This is a genomic window from Sphingobacterium sp. MYb388, from assembly GCF_037479535.1.
GTDB lineage: Bacteria > Bacteroidota > Bacteroidia > Sphingobacteriales > Sphingobacteriaceae > Sphingobacterium > Sphingobacterium anhuiense.
The window spans coordinates 986,646-1,009,006 of record NZ_JBBGYV010000001.1 but is presented as its reverse complement, the minus strand read 5'-3'; the positions used below and the strand labels follow the sequence as shown (position 1 = coordinate 1,009,006).

At 39.8% G+C, this 22,361-nt stretch carries 21 protein-coding genes; 13 read left to right on the top strand and 8 right to left on the bottom strand.

Annotation, left to right across the window (positions count from 1 at the left end):
• Positions 1 to 43 precede the first annotated feature (43 nt).
• Positions 44 to 325 carry a GNAT family N-acetyltransferase gene (locus WH188_RS04490; protein ID WP_132771345.1) on the top strand — a complete coding sequence of 94 codons (282 nt, stop codon included), beginning with the start codon at positions 44 to 46 and terminating at the stop codon, positions 323 to 325.
• A 235-nt stretch (positions 326 to 560) separates the two neighbouring features.
• On the opposite strand, the gene leuS is transcribed toward WH188_RS04490, so the two are convergent.
• Positions 561 to 3,344 carry a leucine--tRNA ligase gene (leuS, locus tag WH188_RS04485; RefSeq protein ID WP_339423357.1) on the bottom strand — a complete coding sequence of 928 codons (2,784 nt, stop codon included), beginning with the start codon at positions 3,342 to 3,344 and terminating at the stop codon, positions 561 to 563.
• 217 nt (positions 3,345 to 3,561) lie between these two features.
• Here leuS and WH188_RS04480 point away from each other — a divergent pair, with 217 nt between their 5' ends.
• From WH188_RS04480 to WH188_RS04460, 5 genes are all read left to right on the top strand, one after another.
• Complete coding sequence (locus WH188_RS04480) at positions 3,562 to 4,440, top strand: cell division protein FtsX (protein ID WP_021191641.1); 879 nt, start codon at positions 3,562 to 3,564, stop codon at positions 4,438 to 4,440.
• Between the two features lie 2 nt (positions 4,441 to 4,442).
• Positions 4,443 to 4,673, top strand: a complete 231-nt coding sequence (locus WH188_RS04475) for a DUF3098 domain-containing protein (protein ID WP_021191640.1) — start codon at positions 4,443 to 4,445, stop codon at positions 4,671 to 4,673.
• 15 nt (positions 4,674 to 4,688) lie between these two features.
• Complete coding sequence (locus tag WH188_RS04470; RefSeq protein ID WP_045754414.1) at positions 4,689 to 5,504, top strand: undecaprenyl-diphosphate phosphatase; 816 nt, start codon at positions 4,689 to 4,691, stop codon at positions 5,502 to 5,504.
• A 163-nt stretch (positions 5,505 to 5,667) separates the two neighbouring features.
• Entirely contained in the window at positions 5,668 to 6,405 is a 738-nt protein-coding gene (truB, locus tag WH188_RS04465; protein ID WP_132771343.1) for a tRNA pseudouridine(55) synthase TruB, read from the top strand.
• Between the two features lie 44 nt (positions 6,406 to 6,449).
• A complete protein-coding gene (locus WH188_RS04460; RefSeq protein WP_132771342.1) occupies positions 6,450 to 7,424 on the top strand; it encodes a bifunctional riboflavin kinase/FAD synthetase in 975 nt (324 codons plus the stop codon).
• A 147-nt stretch (positions 7,425 to 7,571) separates the two neighbouring features.
• On the opposite strand, the gene WH188_RS04455 is transcribed toward WH188_RS04460, so the two are convergent.
• A complete protein-coding gene (locus WH188_RS04455; protein ID WP_031287693.1) occupies positions 7,572 to 9,575 on the bottom strand; it encodes a M13 family metallopeptidase in 2,004 nt (667 codons plus the stop codon).
• A gap of 83 nt (positions 9,576 to 9,658) precedes the next feature.
• On the opposite strand from WH188_RS04455, the gene WH188_RS04450 reads away from it, so the two are divergent.
• The 3 genes from WH188_RS04450 to WH188_RS04440 are packed head-to-tail and all read left to right on the top strand — an operon-like array spanning position 9,659 to position 11,845.
• Positions 9,659 to 10,297, top strand: coding sequence for a DUF45 domain-containing protein (locus tag WH188_RS04450; protein ID WP_132771341.1), 639 nt, complete (start codon positions 9,659 to 9,661; stop codon positions 10,295 to 10,297).
• Positions 10,279 to 10,641, top strand: coding sequence for a hypothetical protein (locus WH188_RS04445; RefSeq protein WP_132771340.1), 363 nt, complete (start codon positions 10,279 to 10,281; stop codon positions 10,639 to 10,641). Before WH188_RS04450 ends, WH188_RS04445 begins: the two co-directional genes overlap by 19 nt.
• 1 nt (position 10,642) lies before the next feature.
• Positions 10,643 to 11,845 (top strand): oxygenase MpaB family protein, encoded by a 1,203-nt coding sequence (locus WH188_RS04440; protein ID WP_168126028.1) that lies wholly within the window; start codon positions 10,643 to 10,645, stop codon positions 11,843 to 11,845.
• 2 nt (positions 11,846 to 11,847) lie between these two features.
• Here WH188_RS04440 and WH188_RS04435 read toward each other — a convergent pair whose 3' ends face one another.
• Positions 11,848 to 12,897, bottom strand: a complete 1,050-nt coding sequence (locus WH188_RS04435) for an alpha/beta hydrolase (RefSeq protein WP_132771338.1) — start codon at positions 12,895 to 12,897, stop codon at positions 11,848 to 11,850.
• A 242-nt stretch (positions 12,898 to 13,139) separates the two neighbouring features.
• Between WH188_RS04435 and WH188_RS04430 the strand changes: the two genes are divergently transcribed.
• Both WH188_RS04430 and WH188_RS04425 read left to right on the top strand, forming a co-directional pair.
• Positions 13,140 to 14,189, top strand: coding sequence for a L,D-transpeptidase (locus WH188_RS04430; protein ID WP_132771337.1), 1,050 nt, complete (start codon positions 13,140 to 13,142; stop codon positions 14,187 to 14,189).
• 92 nt (positions 14,190 to 14,281) lie between these two features.
• Complete coding sequence (locus tag WH188_RS04425; protein WP_021189035.1) at positions 14,282 to 15,043, top strand: murein L,D-transpeptidase catalytic domain family protein; 762 nt, start codon at positions 14,282 to 14,284, stop codon at positions 15,041 to 15,043.
• A gap of 47 nt (positions 15,044 to 15,090) precedes the next feature.
• On the opposite strand, the gene WH188_RS04420 is transcribed toward WH188_RS04425, so the two are convergent.
• The 3 genes from WH188_RS04420 to yihA form a co-directional block, all read right to left on the bottom strand.
• Positions 15,091 to 16,551 carry an alanine/glycine:cation symporter family protein gene (locus WH188_RS04420; protein ID WP_132771336.1) on the bottom strand — a complete coding sequence of 487 codons (1,461 nt, stop codon included), beginning with the start codon at positions 16,549 to 16,551 and terminating at the stop codon, positions 15,091 to 15,093.
• Between the two features lie 168 nt (positions 16,552 to 16,719).
• Positions 16,720 to 17,571 (bottom strand): UbiA-like polyprenyltransferase, encoded by an 852-nt coding sequence (locus WH188_RS04415; protein ID WP_132771335.1) that lies wholly within the window; start codon positions 17,569 to 17,571, stop codon positions 16,720 to 16,722.
• 3 nt (positions 17,572 to 17,574) lie between these two features.
• A complete protein-coding gene (gene yihA / locus WH188_RS04410; RefSeq protein WP_132771334.1) occupies positions 17,575 to 18,282 on the bottom strand; it encodes a ribosome biogenesis GTP-binding protein YihA/YsxC in 708 nt (235 codons plus the stop codon).
• Positions 18,283 to 18,566: 284 nt separating this feature from the next.
• Between yihA and WH188_RS04405 the strand changes: the two genes are divergently transcribed.
• Both WH188_RS04405 and WH188_RS04400 read left to right on the top strand, forming a co-directional pair.
• On the top strand, positions 18,567 to 19,508 hold the full coding sequence (locus tag WH188_RS04405; protein WP_132771333.1) for an ABC transporter ATP-binding protein: 942 nt from the start codon (positions 18,567 to 18,569) through the stop codon (positions 19,506 to 19,508).
• A complete protein-coding gene (locus WH188_RS04400; protein WP_132771332.1) occupies positions 19,501 to 20,814 on the top strand; it encodes an ABC transporter permease in 1,314 nt (437 codons plus the stop codon). The genes WH188_RS04405 and WH188_RS04400 overlap by 8 nt, the downstream gene beginning before the upstream one ends.
• A 176-nt stretch (positions 20,815 to 20,990) precedes the next feature.
• Here the strand turns inward: WH188_RS04400 and WH188_RS04395 are convergent, their stop codons facing one another.
• Both WH188_RS04395 and WH188_RS04390 read right to left on the bottom strand, forming a co-directional pair.
• Positions 20,991 to 21,776: a PhzF family phenazine biosynthesis protein gene (locus WH188_RS04395; protein ID WP_021189041.1), complete on the bottom strand. Its 786-nt coding sequence runs from the start codon at positions 21,774 to 21,776 to the stop codon at positions 20,991 to 20,993.
• 150 nt (positions 21,777 to 21,926) lie between these two features.
• On the bottom strand, positions 21,927 to 22,331 hold the full coding sequence (locus WH188_RS04390) for a nuclear transport factor 2 family protein (protein ID WP_132771331.1): 405 nt from the start codon (positions 22,329 to 22,331) through the stop codon (positions 21,927 to 21,929).
• Between the last annotated feature and the right edge of the window lie 30 nt (positions 22,332 to 22,361).

The following is a 22,361-nucleotide window of genomic DNA, read 5'->3' as shown; positions in this document are numbered from 1 at the left end:
AAAACCAAAGGCAGAAATTAGCTGTTTATTAAATTAAAAAGAGATGACTATAAAAAACATTGAAAACGAAAAGAAGGGTCAAATAATCGCAGAAATCGATGGTAAAGAAGCTGGTTTGATGGAATATACCTGGGCTGGAGAAGACAAATTCATTATTGATCATACCGAAGTACACCCGGAATTTAACGGCAATGGTGTCGGCAAAAAGATGGTACTCGAAGCAGTTGATTATGCCCGCAAAAAAAATGCGAAGATCATGCCCCTTTGCCCTTTTGCAAAATCTGTATTTGATAAAACTGAAGCATTTCAAGATGTATTGTTTTAAAACCTGCTTTCAGGTTTCAAGACAGTTCTGGTTATAAAGTTAGAAATATCGAACTGAAAGTAATCAAATGCGAAAAGTGCCTATACCTTGATAACCGAATCTGGCAGTGTAAGAGCAAGAGCCAGAATAAAAATTCAGCGATCATAAACGATAAAGGAACAATAGTATAAAACATAAAAATGCGCTTTTGAATAAATCAAAAGCGCATTTTTTATATGATTATAGCGTTTTTAGATTAAACTACAATATTGATAATCTTCCCTTTAACAAAAATAAGCTTTTTCAATGCTTTACCGTCCATATAGCGCTGTACATCTTCATTGGCCAGAACAACTTCTTCAACAGCTTTTGCGTCTAGATCCAATGCCAACAATAAGTTCATTTTCATCTTACCGTTTATCGATACCGGATATGCAAATTCCGATTCCACTAAATAATCAGCAATAAATGTCGGATAAGTCGCATACGAGATCGATCCAGCTTCTTTACCCAATAACGACCACAGCTCTTCCGAAATATGCGGTGCATAAGGCTGAAGTACAACAACCAGCTGTTCTAAAATAGCACGTTTATTACATTTAAGATCAGTAAGCTCATTCACACAGATCATAAAAGCTGAAACCGACGTATTGAATGAAAAACGTTCAATATCATCCTCCGCCTTTTTTATAATCTTATGCAAAGCTTTATATTCCGCTTTTGTAGGTTCCACATCCGATACATTAAAGTTACCTTCAGCATCATGGAACAAACGCCATACTTTCTTTAAGAATTTGTAAACACCTTCAATACCATTCGTATTCCAAGGTTTTGCCTGTTCCAACGGACCCAAAAACATTTCATACAAACGTAGTGTATCTGCACCATAAGCTTCGATAATATCATCAGGATTGACAACATTGAACTTTGATTTAGACATTTTCTCCACTTCCGTTCCGCAGACATATTTACCGTCTTCCAAAATAAATTCAGCAGCGGCATAATCTGGTCTCGACGCTTTAAATTTCTCCAGATTCAGCACATCGTTAACCACAATATTAACATCTACGTGTAATGGAATCGTGTTGTACTGATCTTTCAAACCATAAGAAACATACGTATCTGTTGCTTTTCCTTCATCGCCTAATAAGCGGTATACAAAATTAGAACGTCCCTGGATCATCCCTTGATTGATCAGTTTTTTGAAAGGCTCTTCCTCATTGTGGAAACCTAAATCTTTCAAAAATTTATTCCAGAAGCGTGAGTATAGCAAGTGACCTGTAGCATGCTCAGAACCACCGATATATAAATCAACAGCTTTCCAGTAATCTACCGCTTCTTTCGAAGCAAAAGCTTCTGTGTTCTGAGGATCCATATAACGGAACCAGTACCAAGAAGATCCGGCCCATCCTGGCATTGTACTCAATTCATACTCGTACTGATCTTCGTATTTCCAGTTTTCCGCACGTCCCAAAGGTGGTTCACCTGTTTCAGTAGGTAAGTATTTGTCCACCTCAGGCAATAACAAAGGAAGCTCTTCTTCCTTTATTAAGTAAGGCAATCCATTTTTGAAATAAACCGGAACCGGTTCACCCCAGTAACGCTGGCGACCAAAGATCGCATCACGCATCCGGTAGTTAATTTTAGCTTTTCCTAATTGTAATTCTATCAACTTTGCAATTACAGCAGCCACACCTTCCTGGTAGTTCAAGCCGTTCATAAAATCAGAGTTGATATATTTACCATCCTTATTTCCATCCGCTTCCTCTTCAATCTGCTGCGAGTCAGAAATCTTGAAGATCGGTAGATCAAAATGCTTTGCGAACAGATAATCACGTTGATCGCCCGAAGGAACAGCCATTACAGCACCTGTACCGTAACTCGCCAATACATAATCAGCAATCCAGATCGCAACATCCTCTCCCGTAATCGGGTGTTTGGCATATGAACCTATAAACGCACCCGACACCGTTTTTGTATCAGACATTCGGTCCAGTTCCGATTTTTTACTTGTTTTATCAATATATGCAGTAACTGCAGCCTGCTGATCAGCAGTCGTTAATTTTGAAACCAATTCATGCTCCGGAGCCAATACCACAAATGAAACACCAAATATTGTATCGACACGGGTGGTGAATACTTCAATATACGTCTCCAGCTGTGGAACTGGAAATTTCACTAATGCACCCACAGATTTACCGATCCAATTACGTTGCATCTCCACCAAAGGCTCTGGCCAGTCCACAAGCTCCAGACCACGCAACATACGGTCAGCATAGGCAGTGATACGCATCGACCATTGCATCATTTTCTTCTGCTCCACCGGATGCCCCCCACGCTCAGAAAAACCATTGATCACCTCGTCATTCGCCAGCACTGTCCCTAATGCTGCGCACCAGTTCACGGTACTTTCACGTAAGTACGCAATACGGTATTTCAACAACTCACGCTGTTGTTTTTCTTCGTCAAAGGCAAGCCATTCCGCTCCTGTAAATGTTAATACATCATCATCAGAAACAGCATTAATTCTCTCTGAGCCAGTTTTTTCAAAACGACTAATTAAAGTATCGATTAACTCTGCTTTATCCGAATCATTGTTATACCAAGAATTGAACAGTTGCATGAAAATCCATTGCGACCACTTATAGTAAGAAGGCTCGGAAGTACGTACCTCTCTGCTCCAATCAAAAGAAAAACCAATGTTATCCAATTGTTCACGGTAACGGTTTATATTTGCCTCAGTCGTAATCGCTGGATGTTGTCCCGTCTGAATGGCATACTGCTCAGCAGGTAAACCGAACGAATCATATCCCATAGGATGCAAAACATTAAAACCTTTTAAACGTTTATATCTTGAAAAAATATCCGAAGCGATATAACCAAGTGGATGACCGACGTGCAGTCCAGCTCCAGAAGGATAAGGAAACATGTCTAAAACATAATATTTCGGTTTTTCATGTGTATCCGCAGATTTGAATGTTTCATGATCGGCCCAAAATTTTTGCCACTTTTTTTCTAACGATTTGTGATTGTACTCCATTTTTGTATTGAGGAATTTTGTAAGACTTGCGAAATTACGATTTTAATAGCGAATTGTAAGAAAAGTTTTGTAGTTTAAACAATAAATGATAGTATTGAAAAGTTAATTACAAAGGATATAGCGAATTTTCATACTTCCGCAAGAAAGTTATTACAAGAATAATTCGAATAAATCCCCTCAAATCATTACTTTCGCAAATAAATTTTTATTGCTTATTATGTCAGAATACGAATCAAGCACGCAAAAAAGAAAGACAAAATCAGTTTACGTCTCTACTGTTATCAGTATAGCTCTAGTCCTTTTAGTGACTGGATTGCTAGGTTTATTACTTGTTCACGCAAAGAATCTATCGAAATACGTAAAAGAAAACATCGTACTCAATGTCATCGTTAACGATGGCACCAATGAAGGAGATGTACTTTCACTGCAAAAGGATCTAGAAAAAGATAAGTATGTCCTACGTACAGAATATATTAGCAAAGAACTAGCTGCAAAATCATTGAAAGAAGATTTAGGCGAAGACTTTGTACAGTACTTAGGCCACAACCCACTGCTTCCTTCTATTGACGTATACATGAAAGAAGATTACGCCAATTCGGATAGTATCAAAACCTTTATAGACAAAATATCACGCAACACCCGAATCAAAGAAGTGGTTTACCAAGAATCGCTTATCGATATGGTCAATAAAAATGTACGTATTATCAGTATTGTAGTATTGGCGTTTGCCGCGATCTTATTAGTGATAGCAGTAGCCCTCATCAACAATACCATCCGTCTGGCGATCTATTCACAGCGGTTCCTGATCAAAAGCATGCAATTAATAGGAGCAACCAAAAACTTCATCCGTAAACCATTCATCACCTACGGTATTATTCATGGACTATTGGGCTCGCTTATCGCCATCCTATTATTAATATTCACACTGAAGTTTGCACAGCAGCAGATTCCAGAACTGGTATTTTTAAGAAACTGGTACGAATTTGCCGCGATCTTTATCGTGGTCATCGCAATCGGAATTCTAATTTCTGGCTTAAGTACATACTTTGCCGTAACCAAATATTTAAAAGCAAAATCTAACGATTTATACAGTTAAAAATGGCTCAAATCAAAAAATCTGAAACGACAAACAAAGGTGCTTTTGTTTTCGGAAAATTGAATTATCAATTATTTATTGTTAGTATCATTATCGTTATCATCGGTTTCCTGCTTATGAGCGGTAATACAGATATCTATAGTTTTACTAAAATCACGTTAGCTCCCATCGTCATAGTACTTGGTTTTGCATTGGGTTTTGTAGCCATTCTTTACAAACCAAAATCTAAATAAAAGTAGAATTACACTATGTCCTTATTTGAAGCCATCCTTCTAGCGATTGTAGAAGGATTAACTGAGTATCTTCCGATTTCATCTACAGCCCATATGGGCTTTACTGCAGCCTTAATGGGTATGCAGGAAAGTGAATACCTCAAAATGTTCCAGGTGTCTATCCAATTTGGCGCCATCCTGTCCATCGTAGTTCTCTACTGGAAGAAATTTTTCGACATCAAAAATATCCAGCTGTATTACAAACTAGCTATTGCTGTTATTCCGGCACTGGTTTTAGGAAAACTACTGGACGATAAAATCGAAGCCGTATTAGGCAATCAAATCGCTATTTCAACCGTCTTGGTATTAGGTGGTGTTGTCCTGCTATTTGTTGACAAATGGTTCAAGAATCCAACCATCTTAGATGAAAAAGAGATTCCGATTAAGAAAGCATTAATTATAGGTTTTTGGCAATGTCTAGCCATGATGCCAGGTACTTCCCGTTCAGCAGCATCTATTATCGGTGGTTTGACGCAAGGATTAGACCGTAGAGCAGCAGCAGAATTTTCATTCTTCTTAGCAGTTCCGACTATGCTTGCTGTAACAGTTTACTCCGTATTTGTAAAAACATGGGGCGAAGGAACAGCACATGCGCAGAAAGGTTATGAGATGATATTTGCCAGCAATGAAAATATCATCGTCTTTATTGTCGGCAATGTTGTCGCATTTATAGTCGCTATGATCGCAGTTAAATCATTTATTACCGTCTTAACGAAATACGGATTTAAATTCTGGGGCTGGTACCGCATTATTATTGGTATTGCTTTATTAGTATTCTTCTGGAATAACTAATACTTTGACGCTACGCTTACTTTTACCCGCTATGGTGAAAAATAATATGAGTACCTTTGCAAAAAAATACAAAATCAGCTTGACTTTGTTTTACTAAAATCTTCTTTTAACGAGATTCAGCAAATAAAACAAAATCAATGATCTAGTGCAATTGAACTAATGAATGGAAAATAACGAGAAAGATCAAATAGAAAAGGTATTTTCATTTGCCGAAGGACAAATGTTACTGATAGATAAGCCACTGACCTGGACTAGCTTTGATGTGGTGGGGAAAATTCGTAACTCCATTAAACCATTAAAGATAAAAGTAGGCCATGCAGGTACATTAGACCCGCTAGCTACCGGTTTACTAATTGTATGTACAGGTAAATTCACAAAAAAAATAGACAGCTATCAAGCTGAAGATAAAGAATACACAGGAACGATCACCTTAGGTGGTACTACCCCTTCTTACGACCTGGAAACAGAAGTTGATGAAACCTTTCCGATCGATCATATTTCGGAGCAGATGATCCACGATGCAGCGAAAACCTTCGAAGGAGATATCGACCAATATCCACCAGCACATTCAGCAATCAAGATAAACGGAGAACGTATTTATGAAAAGGCTCGCCGTGGCGAAACAGTCGAGTTAAAAACACGTAAAGTCTCCATTAACAGCTTTATCATCGAAAAAATAGAAATGCCGGTCGTTCATTTCAGAGTATCATGCAGCAAAGGAACATATATTCGTTCCCTGGCGTACGATTTCGGAAAAGCGCTTAGCAGTGGTGCACATTTAAGTTCACTAAGAAGAACGAAAAGTGGCGATTACCAAGTTGAAAATGCTTGGAACCTAGAAGAATTAATTCAAAAAATAAAGGCTCACAAAGAAATTAGTATCACAGAACCTCAATTGTAACGATTGATTTCTATTGATTAATTTCTCGAAAAATATTTCATTAAATGAAAATTTATAGAAGTTTAGATGATTTTAAAGCATTGGAAAATGCAGTTGTTACCATCGGTACATTTGATGGTGTCCATATCGGTCATCAAAAAATATTAACTCATCTAAAAGAATGCGCTAAAAAAATTAACGGTGAGACCGTATTGTTAACCTTCTACCCTCACCCTAGATTAATTATCAATCCGGATGATGACAGTTTACGTCTTATCAATGATATAGAAGAAAAAGTGAGCCGACTATCTGAATTGGATATCGACCATTTAATCATCACACCGTTTTCACGCGATTTCTCAAACCAGACACCTGAAGAATACATCAGCAATGTACTGGTCGGAAAACTCGGCACAAAGAAAATAGTGATCGGATACGATCATCATTTCGGGAAAGATAGAAGTGGAAGCTTAAAAGATCTGCAACAGTACGCTGATATTTTTGACTACTCGGTGGAACAAATCCCCGAACAGGACATCAACGACGTTGCAGTATCGTCAACACGTATACGCCTTGCACTGATTACCGGCGATATCAAGACCGCAAACCTTTACTTGGGCTATCCTTTTGAATTAACAGGAACAGTGATCCGCGGGGACCAAATCGGCCGTACAATCGGTTTTCCGACTGCCAACCTGCAGGTGCACGAACAACACAAATTAATTCCTGCATACGGTATCTATGCTGTTGAAGTTCATATTTTCGATCATTTACAAAATATTACCACAGGCGAATACGTAGAAATACAGCCAATCAAAATTGCTAAAGGAATGGGTTACATTGGTACCCGACCAACAGTAGATGGAATGAACAGAAGCATTGAAATAAGCTTATTTGATTTCAATGATGATATATATGGGAAGACATTACGCGTAAAATTCCTGCATTTCATCCGTCATGACGAACGTTTTGACTCCTTACAGGAAATGAAAGATCAGATCCAGGAAGATGAAAAACAGATCCGAGCATTACTTTTTTAAAAAGTTACTTAACTAATAAGTGAGATGGCTAGAAGACTCAGAAGTCAAAAAAATTCTAGCCCTCTTAACTAAAATAATAGAAAAGCCCTTACAGGAATCTGTAAGGGCTTTCTATTTTAATCTCGATCTTTCCTATACAAATAAGAACTACCAGATCACAATTCTATCCGTTTTAGGGACAAATAATTTATCACCTTCCTTCGTACCGAATGCCTCATGAAAACCATCTAAATTGATGATCGGCGCAAAAGCACGATATTGAGCTGGCGAATGCGGATCTGTCTTCACTTGGTTCACAACAAACTCATCCGTTGTTTTAGTTCTCCAGATCGTAGCCCACGATAAAAAGAAACGTTGTTCTTGTGTATATCCATCAATCAGACCTGGGTTACCTTTATCTTTCAGGTACATTTTCAAGGCATCGAAAGCAACAGAAGAACCACCTAAGTCACCTATATTTTCACCTAAAGTAAAACGGCCATTCACCTTCACACCCGGTACCGGTTCATAAGCTTCAAACTGTTTTACCAATGCATCAGCAGAAGCTTCAAACTTCGTCTTATCCTCTTCGGTCCACCAGTTGTTCAAATTACCGTTTCCATCATATTTAGCTCCTTGATCATCAAAACCATGAGACAGCTCATGACCGATAACCGCACCGATACCACCGAAGTTAACTGCTGCATCTGCCTTATAATCATAGAATGGAGGCTGTAAGATCGCTGCAGGGAATACAATTTCATTAAACAAAGGACTGTAATAAGCATTGACAGTTTGTGGTGTCATACCCCATTCCGATTTGTCGACAGGTTTACCTTGCTTATCCAAATTCTTTGCAAAAGCCCATTTACGCTCGCTCAGGATATTATCAAATAAAGAAGTACCCACATTTAACGTAGTGTAATCTTTCCATTTATCCGGGTAACCGATCTTCACATTGAATTTCGAAAGTTTCTCTAAAGCCTTTACTTTCGTATCGGCCGACATCCACTTCAGATCATTGATATGCTGCTGGAAAGATTTGATCAGGTAACCGACCAATTCCTCTGCCTGCTCTTTTGCTTGTGGCGGGAAATTCTCTTTCACGTAAAGTTTACCCAAAAGCTCACCTGCCACACTGTTGACAAATTCAACTCCTCTTTTTTCCAACGCACGTTGTTCTTTTTGACCCTTCAATTTTTTACCCCAAAAATCAAAATTAAGTTGATCCAGGTCCGCTGTTAAATATGCCGCAGCATCATTCATCACGTTAAATTTCAAGACCTCCTTAATCGCTTCTAGGTTTTCAGGCTTCAATACCTTGTCTAGGTTCTGATAATAAGCCAGTTCTGAAACAATCACGGTATCCGCCTTAAAACCCGTATCTTTCAGATATTTGGCAATATCAATGTTTTTGACCATTTTCTTCAGATCAGCAACAGCAACCGGATTATAACGCTTTTCAGCATCACGGGACTGCTCCACTGTTTTCAGGTTTTTAGCTAGTTCTTTTTCAAAAGCAACAATCTTCGGACCCTTTAAGTCACGCGTACGCTGACCGACTTTACTATAAAGCGCCGAGATAAAATTAGAATAATCACCTAAAGTTTCCGTATTCTTAGCATCTACAACCTGATAGTAAGAACGCCCCAGACCTAAACTTGCAGCACCTAAATAAACCGTATTGACGTTACTATTTTTTAAGTGTGCATAGACATAAGCACCGAAAAAAGGATTGCCACCGATTGGCGTCACCTCAACCAGATAATTGTACAGACCGTTAAAATCCTTGATCGCATCGATTTTATCCAGATAAGGTTTAATTGGAGTTACGCCCAATTGGTTACGTTTATCAAAATCAATATAAGAGCGATATAAATCACCGATCTTTTGACCGTCAGAACCTTTTGCAAAGGTGGTACTTAAAGATTCTTTCAAGATCTTCAACGTCGCAATGTCTGTGTTTTCACGAAGCTCGTCAAAAGATCCCCATCGCGCTTTATCCGAAGGTATCGACACTGTCTTCATCCATTGACCGTTTACAAAATTGTAAAAGTCATCCTGAGGACGAACACTCTTATCCATAAAGGCTGTATTGATTGCCGGCTGCTGCTGTGCAAAGAGCATTCCTCCGCACATCAGTAAAGCGGCAAGAACTGAATGTTTTTTCATATTACCGTTTATTTGTTTTAATTTAATGACAAACTTAATAAAAGTTAGTATTATGTTTACAAGGTCGAACATTTAATTTCAGTATGCAAATCGAAATAGCTGGAAAAAACTATCAAATCATTACAACCGATTCCAAAGAAATCCGCTTGGAGCAACATCCGGGCATTGCGCGCATTTTTGCTCCCGTCGACTTTGAAATCAGCACCTTAGAACAGTTTATTAAAAATAACAAGAATAGCCGAACAGTTTCTGAAGAAGTCGAGTATCAAGAACATCCGGTACGTCTCTTTCAACAAAACTATTTACTCAAACTCATCAAGAATACCACCTCGAACAAAATTCTGGTTAAAAACAGAACCATTACCTTGTACTGTAAAGGGACAACTTATCAAAAACAGCTACATGACTGGCAGAAACAATTTATACTCCAGCAGCTAGCAGACGAAATCGGCTATTGGGAAGAAAAATTAAATGTGCTGGTGGGTAAGATCAAACTTAGGGCATTACCAAAGAGTCTCTACAGCCTGCAGGCAGAAAATAACATTACTTTTAGCACATCGGTCACGTGCTTATCGGTCTCGGAACTCCATTACCTGGCCTTTAAAGCCATTTCTTCACAGATTTCATTAGATCCGAAGATCAGAACAACATATTTTCCAGACCAACAGCAGCTCGAACATCAACTAGCTTATACACTAAAAACATGTCAACAATCACATTAAACATACCGGTTACAGATACAGCATTACAGAAAATCAAGCAAAATTTCACCTTATTGCTCGATCAGATCACAGCCGAAGACCGCAAACAGCTGCAGGAAGCGGTATTCGACAGCCTATCCGACAAAGATGGCGCACCGCAGATCGGCGATCTTAGCGTCTCGAGTTTCACTTTCAACGATATCGAAAAGAAAGGTAGATTTCGAATCAGCTTCAACATCGACCGCCAATTTTGCTGCAGTGATACGATCTCCTGCCAGTCCGATTACGTTGATTTCGATTTCTCCTATACATCTGGGAACATCGTTGCTACAGGCAATTTTATGAATTGGGATATAGACAATTAAGATGGAAATACCGAGCCGATTCAAAACAAATACCTCCTCCTTTCATCATTATTGGACCGCAGGTGCCGGAGTAGAACTGTTAAAAAAACTGCCAAAGCAGCCCGACCTTCGGGAAGCAAACAAGTTGGTTCCCTACCTCTTCAACTGCGATGAACCGGCAGACGAATTGGTCAGAAAGCTCCATCAGCAAGTTGGTTTTGGCAAGGGACAGCAATTACTACGTGCGTATTTAGTTGCTCCGGAAAATGTCGATGAGCCCTATAGAGAAGCACTTGACACTTTTTTCTCTTCGATTGAGAGCTCACCGTCCTGGTTAAACTGGGAACTGCTGGAAAGTGGCATCGCAGTAAGTCAGCGCGCAGGATTAAGCGGTCTGATCGTCTTGCGCGACTACTGCCTCATGGGTGGTTACGAATCGGCAGCAATCAATAAACCACTTATCTATACCGGTGCACTAAAAAAAGGAGCCGTGAAGCGCCTGGCAGATACAGTAGACTTTTGGGTAGACATCATGGAAAATGGATCTTTAAAAAGCGGGCAGATCGGTTATCAAAAAGTAATGGAAACCCGCATTATCCATGCTTTCTCACGGATCAATATTCTGGCGAAGACGGATTGGGACAAAAATGAATGGGGCCTACCGCTCAATCAGTGGGACATGCTTGCCACCAACCTGGGATTTTCGCTGGTCTTTATCGTCGGGTTACAGCGCATGAAATTTCAGATCCTTCCAGAAGAAATAACAGCAGTACTTCACCTCTGGAAATATATCGGTTACTTGTTAGGTATCCCCTTGCAACTACTTCCTGACACGGAACAACAGGCTATTGAAGCGCTCTACTACTGGACCATGACACAAAAAGAAGGCGATGCCGATTCCAGGTTATTGGCCCAGGCCCTACAGGAAGAGCCTATAGCCGCGTATTATCCGGAATCAGCGCTGGGACGTAAAATGATGCGCGAAATTCATCTTTATTATAACCATTTTCTCCTAGGCAGCTATTCCTGTAGACTTTTAGGCCTCGACACCACCAGAATTGGTGCCATAGCCTATCTCAATGTTTTAAAAAACAAAATGCGTAATAACAAGTCCAGACTTACCCAACAACGTCAGCTTCTCATCAATAAAGGAAGAGCCGAGCAAATGGAAGTCAAGAGAATCTACTTAACCTACAACAACCGGGAGAACAACAAGCAACACTAACACTATTTCGCTAAAGCAATGCCATTTGCTTTTAGCATCGTTTTAAATTTCGGACTGCGAATATAGCTATTGAATGCATGGCTTTCCATACCCGAGAAGTCTGTTTTATCAAAGCAGGTATACTGCTTCACCAGCTCATTGTACACATTATCTTTATAGCCCAGGTCGGTCGGATTAAATTTATCGGCAAAAAAACCGAAAAACTTCTTCAGCATCTTATCTGTATTATTGATTGTAATGTGCATTTTTTTCACCTGTGGACTTATCGTACAGAAGGAGTCATTGCCTGCCTCCTGCGATTTAAAATCAGCTAATCCGATTGCCGGAGCTAGCATAATACAGGTAATCCGGTTTTTATTCTCCAAGAGTTCTTTCGCGTTTTCCACATCAACATTATGAATTTCCTTGATGTCTTTTACAAACTTCTCATTGAAATGCGGTTCCGCCAATGCACTCAGTACCACAGAAGCACCTCGACTGTGTGAAATGATATAGACATCTTTATTTGAAATCGTATTCAGCACACGCCTTAAACCAAACTCACCGGCCATCTGACTAAAGGAAGTCGCGGTAAACCAGATTTTTGCCCCGGCAAAAGGATTGCTCGTCCATAGCCCGTCCCAATAAAAACGCACAATCTCATCATCCTTAGCATTGACCTTAATAAGCTTCTGGATATAACCGTAACTCTCATTTACTTCTTCATTGTTTGCATTAAAGCCGTGAACAAACACAAAAACACGCTTCTTCGTTTTCACACGCTCTTTAAATTCCCTTAGTTTTTTCACTTCAAATCCCGTCAGCTCATCCGTGATACCTTTGTCTGCCGCGATTTTCATTAAAGAGTAAGCATCTCTTTTTCCATTACTAGGTGGGCTGCCGTACGTCTTACGCCAATTATCAGGATAAAAATTCCCGTTTTGATCCACAAAAGAATTGGAAATATTGGGTTTATCAAACGAATTCGGCTTCTGTGAAAGAGGCACATTGTGCATAATCCCACAGGACGATATAAATACAAGTATTATTAAGTAACGTAAGTTTGAAATCATATACATTAAAAATAGCAGAAATTATTGATACAACCTCATCATTATAAAATTGTTTTACTGCCATTCAATATATAGTCGATAAATGAAAAATTTAACTCTTACTATTCCGCGAGCAGCTTGTATCTTTAATCCATCCATGTAAATCTCGGCACTATGTTTGGTAATGAAATCATTCAGAAAAGGGGCATCGATACAATAATGTACCTTTTCTCAACAGTAAAAATCTTAATGAGCCCTGTTTTATGAAGCATTTGTACATTAAAAACATTTTAATATATAGTTTTTTCGTTTCCTTTTTGTTTATTTCTTGCCAACAAGGACAATCAAAAAATGATCCGGAAGAAAAGAAAAAGGAGAAAACAAAAGATTCAATCGATGCGATTAGAAAGAAAGAAGAAGAAATCGCGAAGGCCAAACCAAAAACAGCGGCAGATATTGAAATTACCAAAGAACTCCAGTACACCAAGTATACATTAGAAGACACTTATCCCTATAAAGATACAGTAAGGCAATTTCAATGGGATAAAATAAAAGAAAAACTGGCTTTTGTTGAGAATTTCCAGAACGGCAACGCTATTTATGGTGTGCTGCAAAACTATCAGAATTCAAATGGTGAGGCACCTACTATTCCACATTTCAAAAGAGATTCCTATAAACGTGTTGCTGACTCCCTAGGAACAGAACGCTACCAAGCGAGTCCCTTATATCGTGAAGGCGAAACCAAATTACCTTCCATTTATGGTAGAGATGGCTGGCTGGTTAAACTGCAGAGTAGCGATACGTTACAACGTGTCAAAGTGGAAGGTGTTTCCTTCGAAGGAACTTGGGAAGTACCAAAAAGATACCTCAAAACAATAGGCGATTCTGTCAGATTTGACAAAGTAATCGTCGTGGATGTTACAAACCAAAATATTTGTACACTGGATAAAACAGATAAAGGATGGGCAGTAAGAAGCATGAATCCAGCCACTACAGGCCGTCACAAGCCTCCTCATGCACAGGAAACTCCTACTGGAATCTTTGTTTTACAGGAGCATAAATCCAAGATGTTTTATTTCAAAGATGGCACAAAATCTATCGAAGGTTACGCCCCATTTGCAAGCCGTTTTACGGCCGGAGCGTACGTACACGGCGTTCCTGTCAATAATCCGAACGGTAAAGTGATCGAATACAGCTGGAGCTTAGGCACCATCCCGAGGTCACATATGTGTGTCAGAAATGCGTCATCACATGCACAATTTGTTTATAAACGGTCAAAAGACTTCCAGACTTTGGTAATAGTTATTGATTAACGATAATTAAGATACTGATTAACAATTTTTTACACTTTTTAACTATCTTTAGTTCTTAAATTTGCTATCGAAAAACAAATAAGGGATAAAGTATGGAGAAATTAGTGTTCATTTTATTTATGGGTTTGTATGCAGCGTTGTTCTCAGAATCTAAAAATGTAGTACCGACAGAAATTCATAAAAAAGAAATTACAGTTAAAAAGAAAATATCAAAAGTAGATGCACTCTACGAAAGCATGAATCTCAAAGATGTAGTCAATTATAAAGCATTTAAAGAAGCGATGGAAGGCTATAGATTACTTCCCGCCAAAAACAAAGATGTATTATCAATCATTGACTTCACTTTACCATCTACCGAAAAAAGGCTTGTCGTCCTAGACCTTAAAAACGAAAAAGTCCTTTTTCATTCGCTCGTTTCACACGGTAAAAATAGCGGTAGTAATTACGCTACTTCTTTTTCAAACACGCCGGAGTCATTCCAAAGCTCATTGGGCTTTTATGTAACGGAGAATACTTATCAAGGTTCAAATGGTTACTCTTTGGTTTTAAATGGACTGGAAGAGGGCTTTAATGATAGAGCCAAATCAAGAGCTGTAGTAGTTCATGGCGCAGATTATGCAAATCCACGCATCGTAAGTTCATTGGGACGCTTAGGACGAAGCTACGGCTGTCCTGCGCTGCCTAGAGAGTTAGCGAAGCCTATTATCAATACCATTAAAGATGGATCATTACTATTCATCTATGCCGACAACCAGGAGTATATAGCCAAATCAAAAGTGCTGAATCACCGGGATGATCTTACCGCCTACTATGAGAAAGATATGGCCGGAGATAAATTCGGAAAAATGAATTAAACATAAAAAAATCCCTCAACACTTGTTGAGGGATTTTTTTATTCCTTTTATTTCTCTTTATCCCAGAACTCCGCATTCTTAATTCCCAGTTCCTTAGCACTGAATGTTGGATTCATATCCCCTCTTTTACGCTTCACTTTATAATCCTGCCATACCTTGAGCGCTGTTTTACTCATCAGTAAGATCGCGATCAGATTGACATAAGCCATCAGCCCTACACCGATATCACCGATTGCCCAGGCAATCTCCGCTGTTTTCACAGAACCATAGTATACCGCCGCAAGAAATACAATACGCAATATCCAGGTGACCGCCGGACTTACCTTATTAGAAAAGATATACGATAAGTTGGTTTCCGCATAGTAGTAATAAGCCATAACCGTCGTAAATGCAAAGAAAAACAAAGCGATGGCCACAAAGCCATTTCCGATCAATGGAAAATGATGCGACACCGCCGCCTGTGTAAAGGCCGTGTAATTGACCCCTGGTATATGCTCCGATATAAAACCGACCAGTTGACCGGCTCCATCAAATTGCCCCACATTATACTGATTGGTAAATAAAATCATAAGTCCTGTTGCTGTACAAACGAATATTGTATCCACATACACCGAAAAAGCCTGTACCAAACCCTGCTGTGCAGGATGACTAACATCCGCTGCGGCCGCAGCATGCGGTGCGGTGCCCTGTCCGGCCTCATTACTATAGATGCCACGCTTGACACCCCAGGCAATCGCCATGCCCACAACGCCGCCAAAAGTGGCATTCAGGCTAAATGCAGAACTGAAGATAAGACCAAACACATCCAGAATCTGTGTATAATTTAAAGCGATGATCACTAAAGCCATTAAAATATACGCTCCCGCCATAAACGGCACCACTAGTTCAGCCACTCGGCCAATACGCTGTACACCGCCGAAAATAATAACAGCCAACAAAACCACCACTCCAATCCCCGTATAAGCAACAGGTATTTCAAATGCATTGTGCATCGAAGATGCAATAGCATTACTTTGCACGCCGGGAAGTAAAAAGCCTGTACTTGCAATGGTTATTAAGGCAAACAGAACCGCATACCACTTCACACCCAGACATTTTTCAATATAATAGGCAGGACCACCTTTAAACTCATCTCCGACCTGCTGTTTGAACACCTGTGCCAGCGTAGACTCCACGAAAGCAGATGCAGCACCTAGGAAAGCAATCGCCCACATCCAGAAAATTGCACCCGGACCTCCCATATAGATCGCCGTGGCCACTCCGATGATATTTCCTGTACCCACGCGGCCCGAAATTGCCAATGCAAAGGCCTGAAAAGATGATATACCCTCGTCCGACTGCTTTTTCTGAAACAGCAATCGCAGCATATCTTTAATATAGGTCAACTGCAGAAATCCAGTCCGTACAGAAAAATACAGACCCGTCAACAGACACAGGTAAATAAAAACATCACTCCACACCAGCTCCGATGCGATTTTTACAAAATTTTCAAAATTATTATCTACCATAATCTAAGCTTTTACAAATAATTGGTGTACACATCCTAATAACAAGCCCTGAAAATATAAATTTTTATTCAGGATGGCACAAAAAATATAGCAGAAAATACAAAAAGCCAGATTAATCAAGATTAATCTGGCTTTGACCATAAAAAATATAAATCTGGACGCTATCGGCTAATGCACGATAATATCCAGCAGATAGAAAACTGCAAAAATAACAGATGCGATACCATTGGTCGTCATAAAAGCGCGATCTACGCGGCTAAGATCTGTTGGACTCACAATCCGGTGCTGATAGATTAGCAAACTGCCATAAAAAACAACACCCAGATAATAGAACCATCCCACCTCCATATACAGAACCGGCAAGAGCACAAATATAAACGAACATACATGCAGGATTTCGGAAAAACGTAGCGCTCCTTTAGTACCCAACAATACTGGAATGGAATTCAGCTTATGCTCACGGTCAAACGCCTCATCCTGCAGAGCATAGATAATATCAAAACCGCTCACCCAGCACAATACGGCAAGGCCGTAAAGTACAGGAACAATATGAAACTGACCCGTTACCACAAGATATGCACCCACCGGAGCAAGCCCCAAACCTAGACCGAGCACCAGATGACATAAAGCCGTAATACGCTTAGTATAAGAATAAAAGAGCACGACAAATAAAGCAATAGGTGACAACATAAAGCATAAACTGTTGATAAAGTAAGTCGCAACGACAAAAAACACACAGTTTATGATTGTAAATAGCAATGCCCCTCTAGCAGAAATCCGCCCCGCAGGTATATCGCGCATTGCTGTCCGCGGATTCAAAATATCGATATCACGGTCCAGGTAACGGTTAAAGGCCATAGCCGCATTACGTGCGGTCACCATACACACCAGCATTAATACGAGTAACTTCCAGTCAAAAGTATGATTGGTGGTATGTAAAGCCAGGAAAAAGCCAATAAAAGCAAAAGGCAATGCAAAAATACTGTGCGCAAACAGTACGAGGGACAGATACTTCTTCATGGACTACTCCTCTTCACCAGCGTGACGATAACGATCTGGATCCACATCACCATATTTATCTTCATCCCCTTCTTCATACCCGACTTCATCACTAGGAGCCGTTAAATCAGGCATAACAAAACGGGTATTGATATCCCCGATCGTCTCTAAAATAGCATCACAGCCCGACTTCACTTCAGCAGAAGTTAGGAAACACTTTGGAATTTCCTCAAACCACTCCGCTAATGCTTTTCTAAATTTAGACATATTCACATCAGACTTCACGTTAGACTGCTTATCAGCTTTCGTGAATACTAACATAAAAGGTAAACCCCGCTCACCTAACCAGTAACAGAATTCAAGATCTATTTTTTGAGGCTCATGACGGCTATCGATCAAAACAAATATACACTGCAAATTATCGCGATGCGTCAAATAACGGCGAATAAATTTCTCCCAAGCTTCACGGTTGGACTTCGATGTTTTTGCAAAACCATAACCCGGTAAATCCACTAGAAACCAATCGTCATTGATGATAAAATGGTTGATCAGTTGCGTCTTACCCGGTTTTTGAGAAGTTTTAGCTAAACCTTTCTTACCAACCATAGCATTGATCAGTGATGATTTACCCACATTGGAACGACCAATAAAAGCATACTCAGGGAGTTTGCCTTCTGGCAATTTATCAACTCGTGTATTACTACAGATGAATTCGGCTTTTTTAATTTGCATCTTGCAAAGGTAGCATAAAACTATCCTTTTGACAAATTGAACTCCGATCCGTTTCATTATTTAAAAACAAAAATGGAGGCAAAAGTGTAACGTTTCACAGATCAGCTTTACTAATGATAAAAATATGCTGGTAAACATGGCCATCTAACGCGCATCGGTATAAATAAATACCGAAATACAGCAGGAGAGCATTTTGCTATAACACATGAAAGCACCAGGAATACCATGCCAGATAACCGATTAAAAAAAATAGATTAAACACATATGACTAACCAAAATAATACATGCTTTTAGAAATCAAAAATGTTGTAAAAGACTATGCCAGTCATAGAGCGCTGGACCATGTCTCCCTCAGTATTCCCAAAGGAAAAATATTCGGACTTTTAGGACCCAATGGGGCCGGCAAAACCTCTCTGATCCGGATCATCAACCAGATCACAGGACCGGACTCGGGCGAAATACTATTCGATGGAGAGCCATTAGCACCCAAACATATCGAACGAATTGGCTACCTCCCAGAGGAAAGAGGCCTTTACAAGAAGATGAAAATAGGAGAACAAATGCTTTACTTATCACAACTTAAAGGACTGAGTAAGAAAGAATCAAATGATCGAATAAATCATTGGTTTGAGAAGCTTGACATTTTGTCATGGTGGGATAAAAAGATTGAAGACCTTAGTAAAGGTATGCAACAGAAAGTACAGTTCGTTGCGACCGTACTCCACGAACCTGATCTTATTATCTTGGATGAGCCCTTCTCCGGATTTGACCCTGTAAACGCCAGTTTAATCAAAGATGAAATCCTTGAATTGAACCGAAAAGGGGCTACAATCATCTTTTCGACGCATAGAATGGAGTCCGTCGAAGAACTTTGCGACCACATTGCACTTATTAACCGCTCCCAAAAGATCCTTGACGGCAATATTCATGACATCAAAAACAACTATAAAAATCAGACCTACAAAATCGAATTACAGGCCGTTAATGATGAAAAATCAATACGTATAGAAAATCTATACCATTTAAAAAATATAGAACAATCTGAAAACAAAATAATTATCACTATTAAGTTAAATCAAGACATTAGTATCAATCAAGTACTCACAAAGCTCTTACCTCTGGCCGAAATCCATCAAGTATTAGAAATAGTACCCTCTATCAATGACATTTTCATCGAGCAAGTGACCCTATCCAACAACGCTAAAAAAGAAACCGACCATGCATAAGATACTACTCATAATTCAGCGCGAATACTTTTCCCGTGTCAAAAAGAAATCATTCTTATTGATGACTTTTCTAGTCCCATTATTTTTCATTGCGCTTTACGGAGGGATATTTTATCTGACCAAGAAAAGTTTCAAAGACGCCCATGCACATGTATATATTCTGGATCAGCAGGGCAGTTTTGCAAAGCAGCTGAAAAGCGACCCTAACATTACTTTTACTGTCAGCGACCGCTCATTGCAGGATCTTAAAAAGCAGATTAAAGACGATGAGCAGAACAGCTCCATCCTGGTCATTCCGAAAGAAATTTATCAGCAGTCTACCATCGAGCTGATTTCAGCAGATAAAGCCAATATCACGATCCAGAATGCAATAGCAAGACAGCTTGAAGGCATCATCCGCATCGGCGAATACAAGAAGCTAGGTATCGACCCAGAGCTGTTACAATCGGTGCAGCCTCATATCAGCGTCAATGCCAAAGAGCTAACAGAAGGTGGCGAGGAGAAAAACAGTAACACAGGTATTGCTATGGGTATCGGTGTAGGTTTAGCCGTATTGGTTTACTTATCGCTGTTTCTTTATGGTGTACAGGTGATGCGTGGTGTAATTGAAGAAAAGAGCAATCGCATTATCGAAGTTATCATCTCATCGGTCAAACCTTTCCAGCTTATGATGGGCAAGATCATCGGTATCGGAATGGTCGGGCTCACCCAGTTCCTACTCTGGATCATCTTGACCGGAGGCCTGGTTTTTGGAGCCACCAAACTGATCAATAAAGAAACCGTAGAACAGGCTGCAATGCAACAAGGAGGTCCCGGCATGAACACGGTCAGTCAGGCACCGGCTTCAGGTCTTGGATTTGGCATTTTACAACATCTGGAATCAGTCAATGTCACCGAAATTATCGTTTGCTTCTTTCTGTTCTTCCTATCCGGTTATTTACTTTACAGCGCCATCTTTGCTGCAGTAGGATCGGCAGTGGATAGTGAAACAGAAGCCAACCAATTTACCATGCCCATTACCATGCCTTTGCTATTGACCTATGTCTTGTCGTTTGGAGTCATTATTAACGATCCTAACGGCCCCATTGCAACATGGCTAAGCTTTATACCTTTCACCTCCCCTATTGCCATGCTGGTCCGCATTCCGTTCGGTGTACCCACCTGGCAGATTGCTGTATCGCTGGCATTGTTGGTAAGCACCTTTCTACTGGTCACCTGGTTAGCAGCCAAAATATACCGTGTAGGTATCCTCATCTACGGAAAAAAGGCAAACTGGAAAGAAATCATCAAATGGATGAAGTACTAAACCCTTTTAAACGTAACAAAAACAGCTCTTTATTAATCCTAAAGAGCTGTTTTTAGTTTTAATTACCGTAAAACAAACATTTTAATATTAGGGACGATTTTTCACAATTTGTAGTGAAACCCAAAAAAAATATATCAGACGCATCTTACGACACGAAGTACATCAATACTGTTTGATCAAATATAAATCTCGCCTTTCATATAAAGCACCGCATTTCCTGCCAGCTCTACCCTGTCGCCCAGCAGACGGCAGTATACTTCACCCGTACGTTCTGAAAGCTGAAATGCCCTCAATTCAGTTTTATTGAGTTGTCCTGCCCAATAAGGCGTCAGCGTCGTATGTGCCGAGCCACAGACAGGATCTTCATTAACACCGACCACAGGTCCAAAAAAGCGGGAAACAAAATCATGGTTTTCTCCCCTCGCCGTTACGATAAATCCCCTTGCAGCCATACCAGTCATCAAAGGTAGATTGGGTTTTAAAGCCTCGATATCATTTTGCTTCTCGAAAACCAGCATATAATCAGTCTTTCCGCGATAAGCTGCAATCGGTTTTTTATCCGTTACTGCCAGCAGTGCATCGGTCAATTCAGTTTCCGAAAACTGGTCTGCAGGAAAATTGAGCACAAATTTATCCTGCTGTACGCTTACGGGAAGTTTGCCACTTCTTGGCGAATAAAAATTAATCGTTTCCTTTACTTGCTTTTCACAATGGGCCAAAACGTAGGCCGTGGCAAGAGTTGCATGACCACAAAGATCTACTTCCGATGCAGGTGTAAACCAACGGATTTCATAACCATCACCTTTAGGCACATAAAAAGCGGTTTCCGATAGATTATTTTCTGCGGCGATCTTTAATAGAATATCGTCCGCCAGCCACTCCGTTAAGGGACAAACGGCCGCAGGGTTTCCTTTGAATACCATATCCGTAAAAGCATCTACCTGATAAATTGTTAATTTCATATTCTTATTCCTTTTAAACAAAGTTATCATATAAGTCTTAATGGATACAGATACAGCAACACGATTTTTATAGGATACAGCACAAAACACAGTTAATGCAATTAGGCAAAGCAGAACCCTAAAATCTTACCCTCATTTCCCCTTCAAATCTTAATTCTTCGCTGCACTGTTCCAAAAATCATCTTCCACTTCAATTCTTTCTGAAAACAGCCAGACTTCTTTTATTTTGTCATATTCGATCCGCAATAGATCGACACCTTTCATCGCAAGTGTCCCCTCACCTTTTGCTGCTTTGAAATGAATTGAAGCTGCCACAAGATTTCCATTATCACTTGTATATTCAATATCATCAATAGCAAAGGTACCGTTGCTCCATTGCATAAAGTTCCCCAAATGAGCAAACACCGCAGCTTTTCCGGTATACGTTCCAGATTGAACACCTTTTCCCGGCTGATGCCATACAATATCATCTGCAAATAAACTTCCGACTGTATCAAAGTCTCCTGTTGCTACCGCATTAAAATACGACTGCACTATTTTTACGTTTTTTGACATCCTATTTAATTTTATAAGTAAGTAAATTAT

Excerpts from the sequence above, each read along its gene's own strand:
- WH188_RS04490 (WP_132771345.1), top strand. The coding sequence starts at position 44 with ATGACTATAAAAAACATTGAAAACGAAAAGAAGGGTCAAATAATCGCA.
- leuS (WP_339423357.1), bottom strand. The coding sequence starts at position 3,344 with ATGGAGTACAATCACAAATCGTTAGAAAAAAAGTGGCAAAAATTTTGG.
- WH188_RS04480 (WP_021191641.1), top strand. The coding sequence starts at position 3,562 with ATGTCAGAATACGAATCAAGCACGCAAAAAAGAAAGACAAAATCAGTT.
- WH188_RS04475 (WP_021191640.1), top strand. The coding sequence starts at position 4,443 with ATGGCTCAAATCAAAAAATCTGAAACGACAAACAAAGGTGCTTTTGTT.
- WH188_RS04470 (WP_045754414.1), top strand. The coding sequence starts at position 4,689 with ATGTCCTTATTTGAAGCCATCCTTCTAGCGATTGTAGAAGGATTAACT.
- truB (WP_132771343.1), top strand. The coding sequence starts at position 5,668 with ATGGAAAATAACGAGAAAGATCAAATAGAAAAGGTATTTTCATTTGCC.
- WH188_RS04460 (WP_132771342.1), top strand. The coding sequence starts at position 6,450 with ATGAAAATTTATAGAAGTTTAGATGATTTTAAAGCATTGGAAAATGCA.
- WH188_RS04455 (WP_031287693.1), bottom strand. The coding sequence starts at position 9,575 with ATGAAAAAACATTCAGTTCTTGCCGCTTTACTGATGTGCGGAGGAATG.
- WH188_RS04450 (WP_132771341.1), top strand. The coding sequence starts at position 9,659 with ATGCAAATCGAAATAGCTGGAAAAAACTATCAAATCATTACAACCGAT.
- WH188_RS04445 (WP_132771340.1), top strand. The coding sequence starts at position 10,279 with ATGTCAACAATCACATTAAACATACCGGTTACAGATACAGCATTACAG.
- WH188_RS04440 (WP_168126028.1), top strand. The coding sequence starts at position 10,643 with ATGGAAATACCGAGCCGATTCAAAACAAATACCTCCTCCTTTCATCAT.
- WH188_RS04435 (WP_132771338.1), bottom strand. The coding sequence starts at position 12,897 with ATGATTTCAAACTTACGTTACTTAATAATACTTGTATTTATATCGTCC.
- WH188_RS04430 (WP_132771337.1), top strand. The coding sequence starts at position 13,140 with ATGAAGCATTTGTACATTAAAAACATTTTAATATATAGTTTTTTCGTT.
- WH188_RS04425 (WP_021189035.1), top strand. The coding sequence starts at position 14,282 with ATGGAGAAATTAGTGTTCATTTTATTTATGGGTTTGTATGCAGCGTTG.
- WH188_RS04420 (WP_132771336.1), bottom strand. The coding sequence starts at position 16,551 with ATGGTAGATAATAATTTTGAAAATTTTGTAAAAATCGCATCGGAGCTG.
- WH188_RS04415 (WP_132771335.1), bottom strand. The coding sequence starts at position 17,571 with ATGAAGAAGTATCTGTCCCTCGTACTGTTTGCGCACAGTATTTTTGCA.
- yihA (WP_132771334.1), bottom strand. The coding sequence starts at position 18,282 with ATGCAAATTAAAAAAGCCGAATTCATCTGTAGTAATACACGAGTTGAT.
- WH188_RS04405 (WP_132771333.1), top strand. The coding sequence starts at position 18,567 with ATGCTTTTAGAAATCAAAAATGTTGTAAAAGACTATGCCAGTCATAGA.
- WH188_RS04400 (WP_132771332.1), top strand. The coding sequence starts at position 19,501 with ATGCATAAGATACTACTCATAATTCAGCGCGAATACTTTTCCCGTGTC.
- WH188_RS04395 (WP_021189041.1), bottom strand. The coding sequence starts at position 21,776 with ATGAAATTAACAATTTATCAGGTAGATGCTTTTACGGATATGGTATTC.
- WH188_RS04390 (WP_132771331.1), bottom strand. The coding sequence starts at position 22,331 with ATGTCAAAAAACGTAAAAATAGTGCAGTCGTATTTTAATGCGGTAGCA.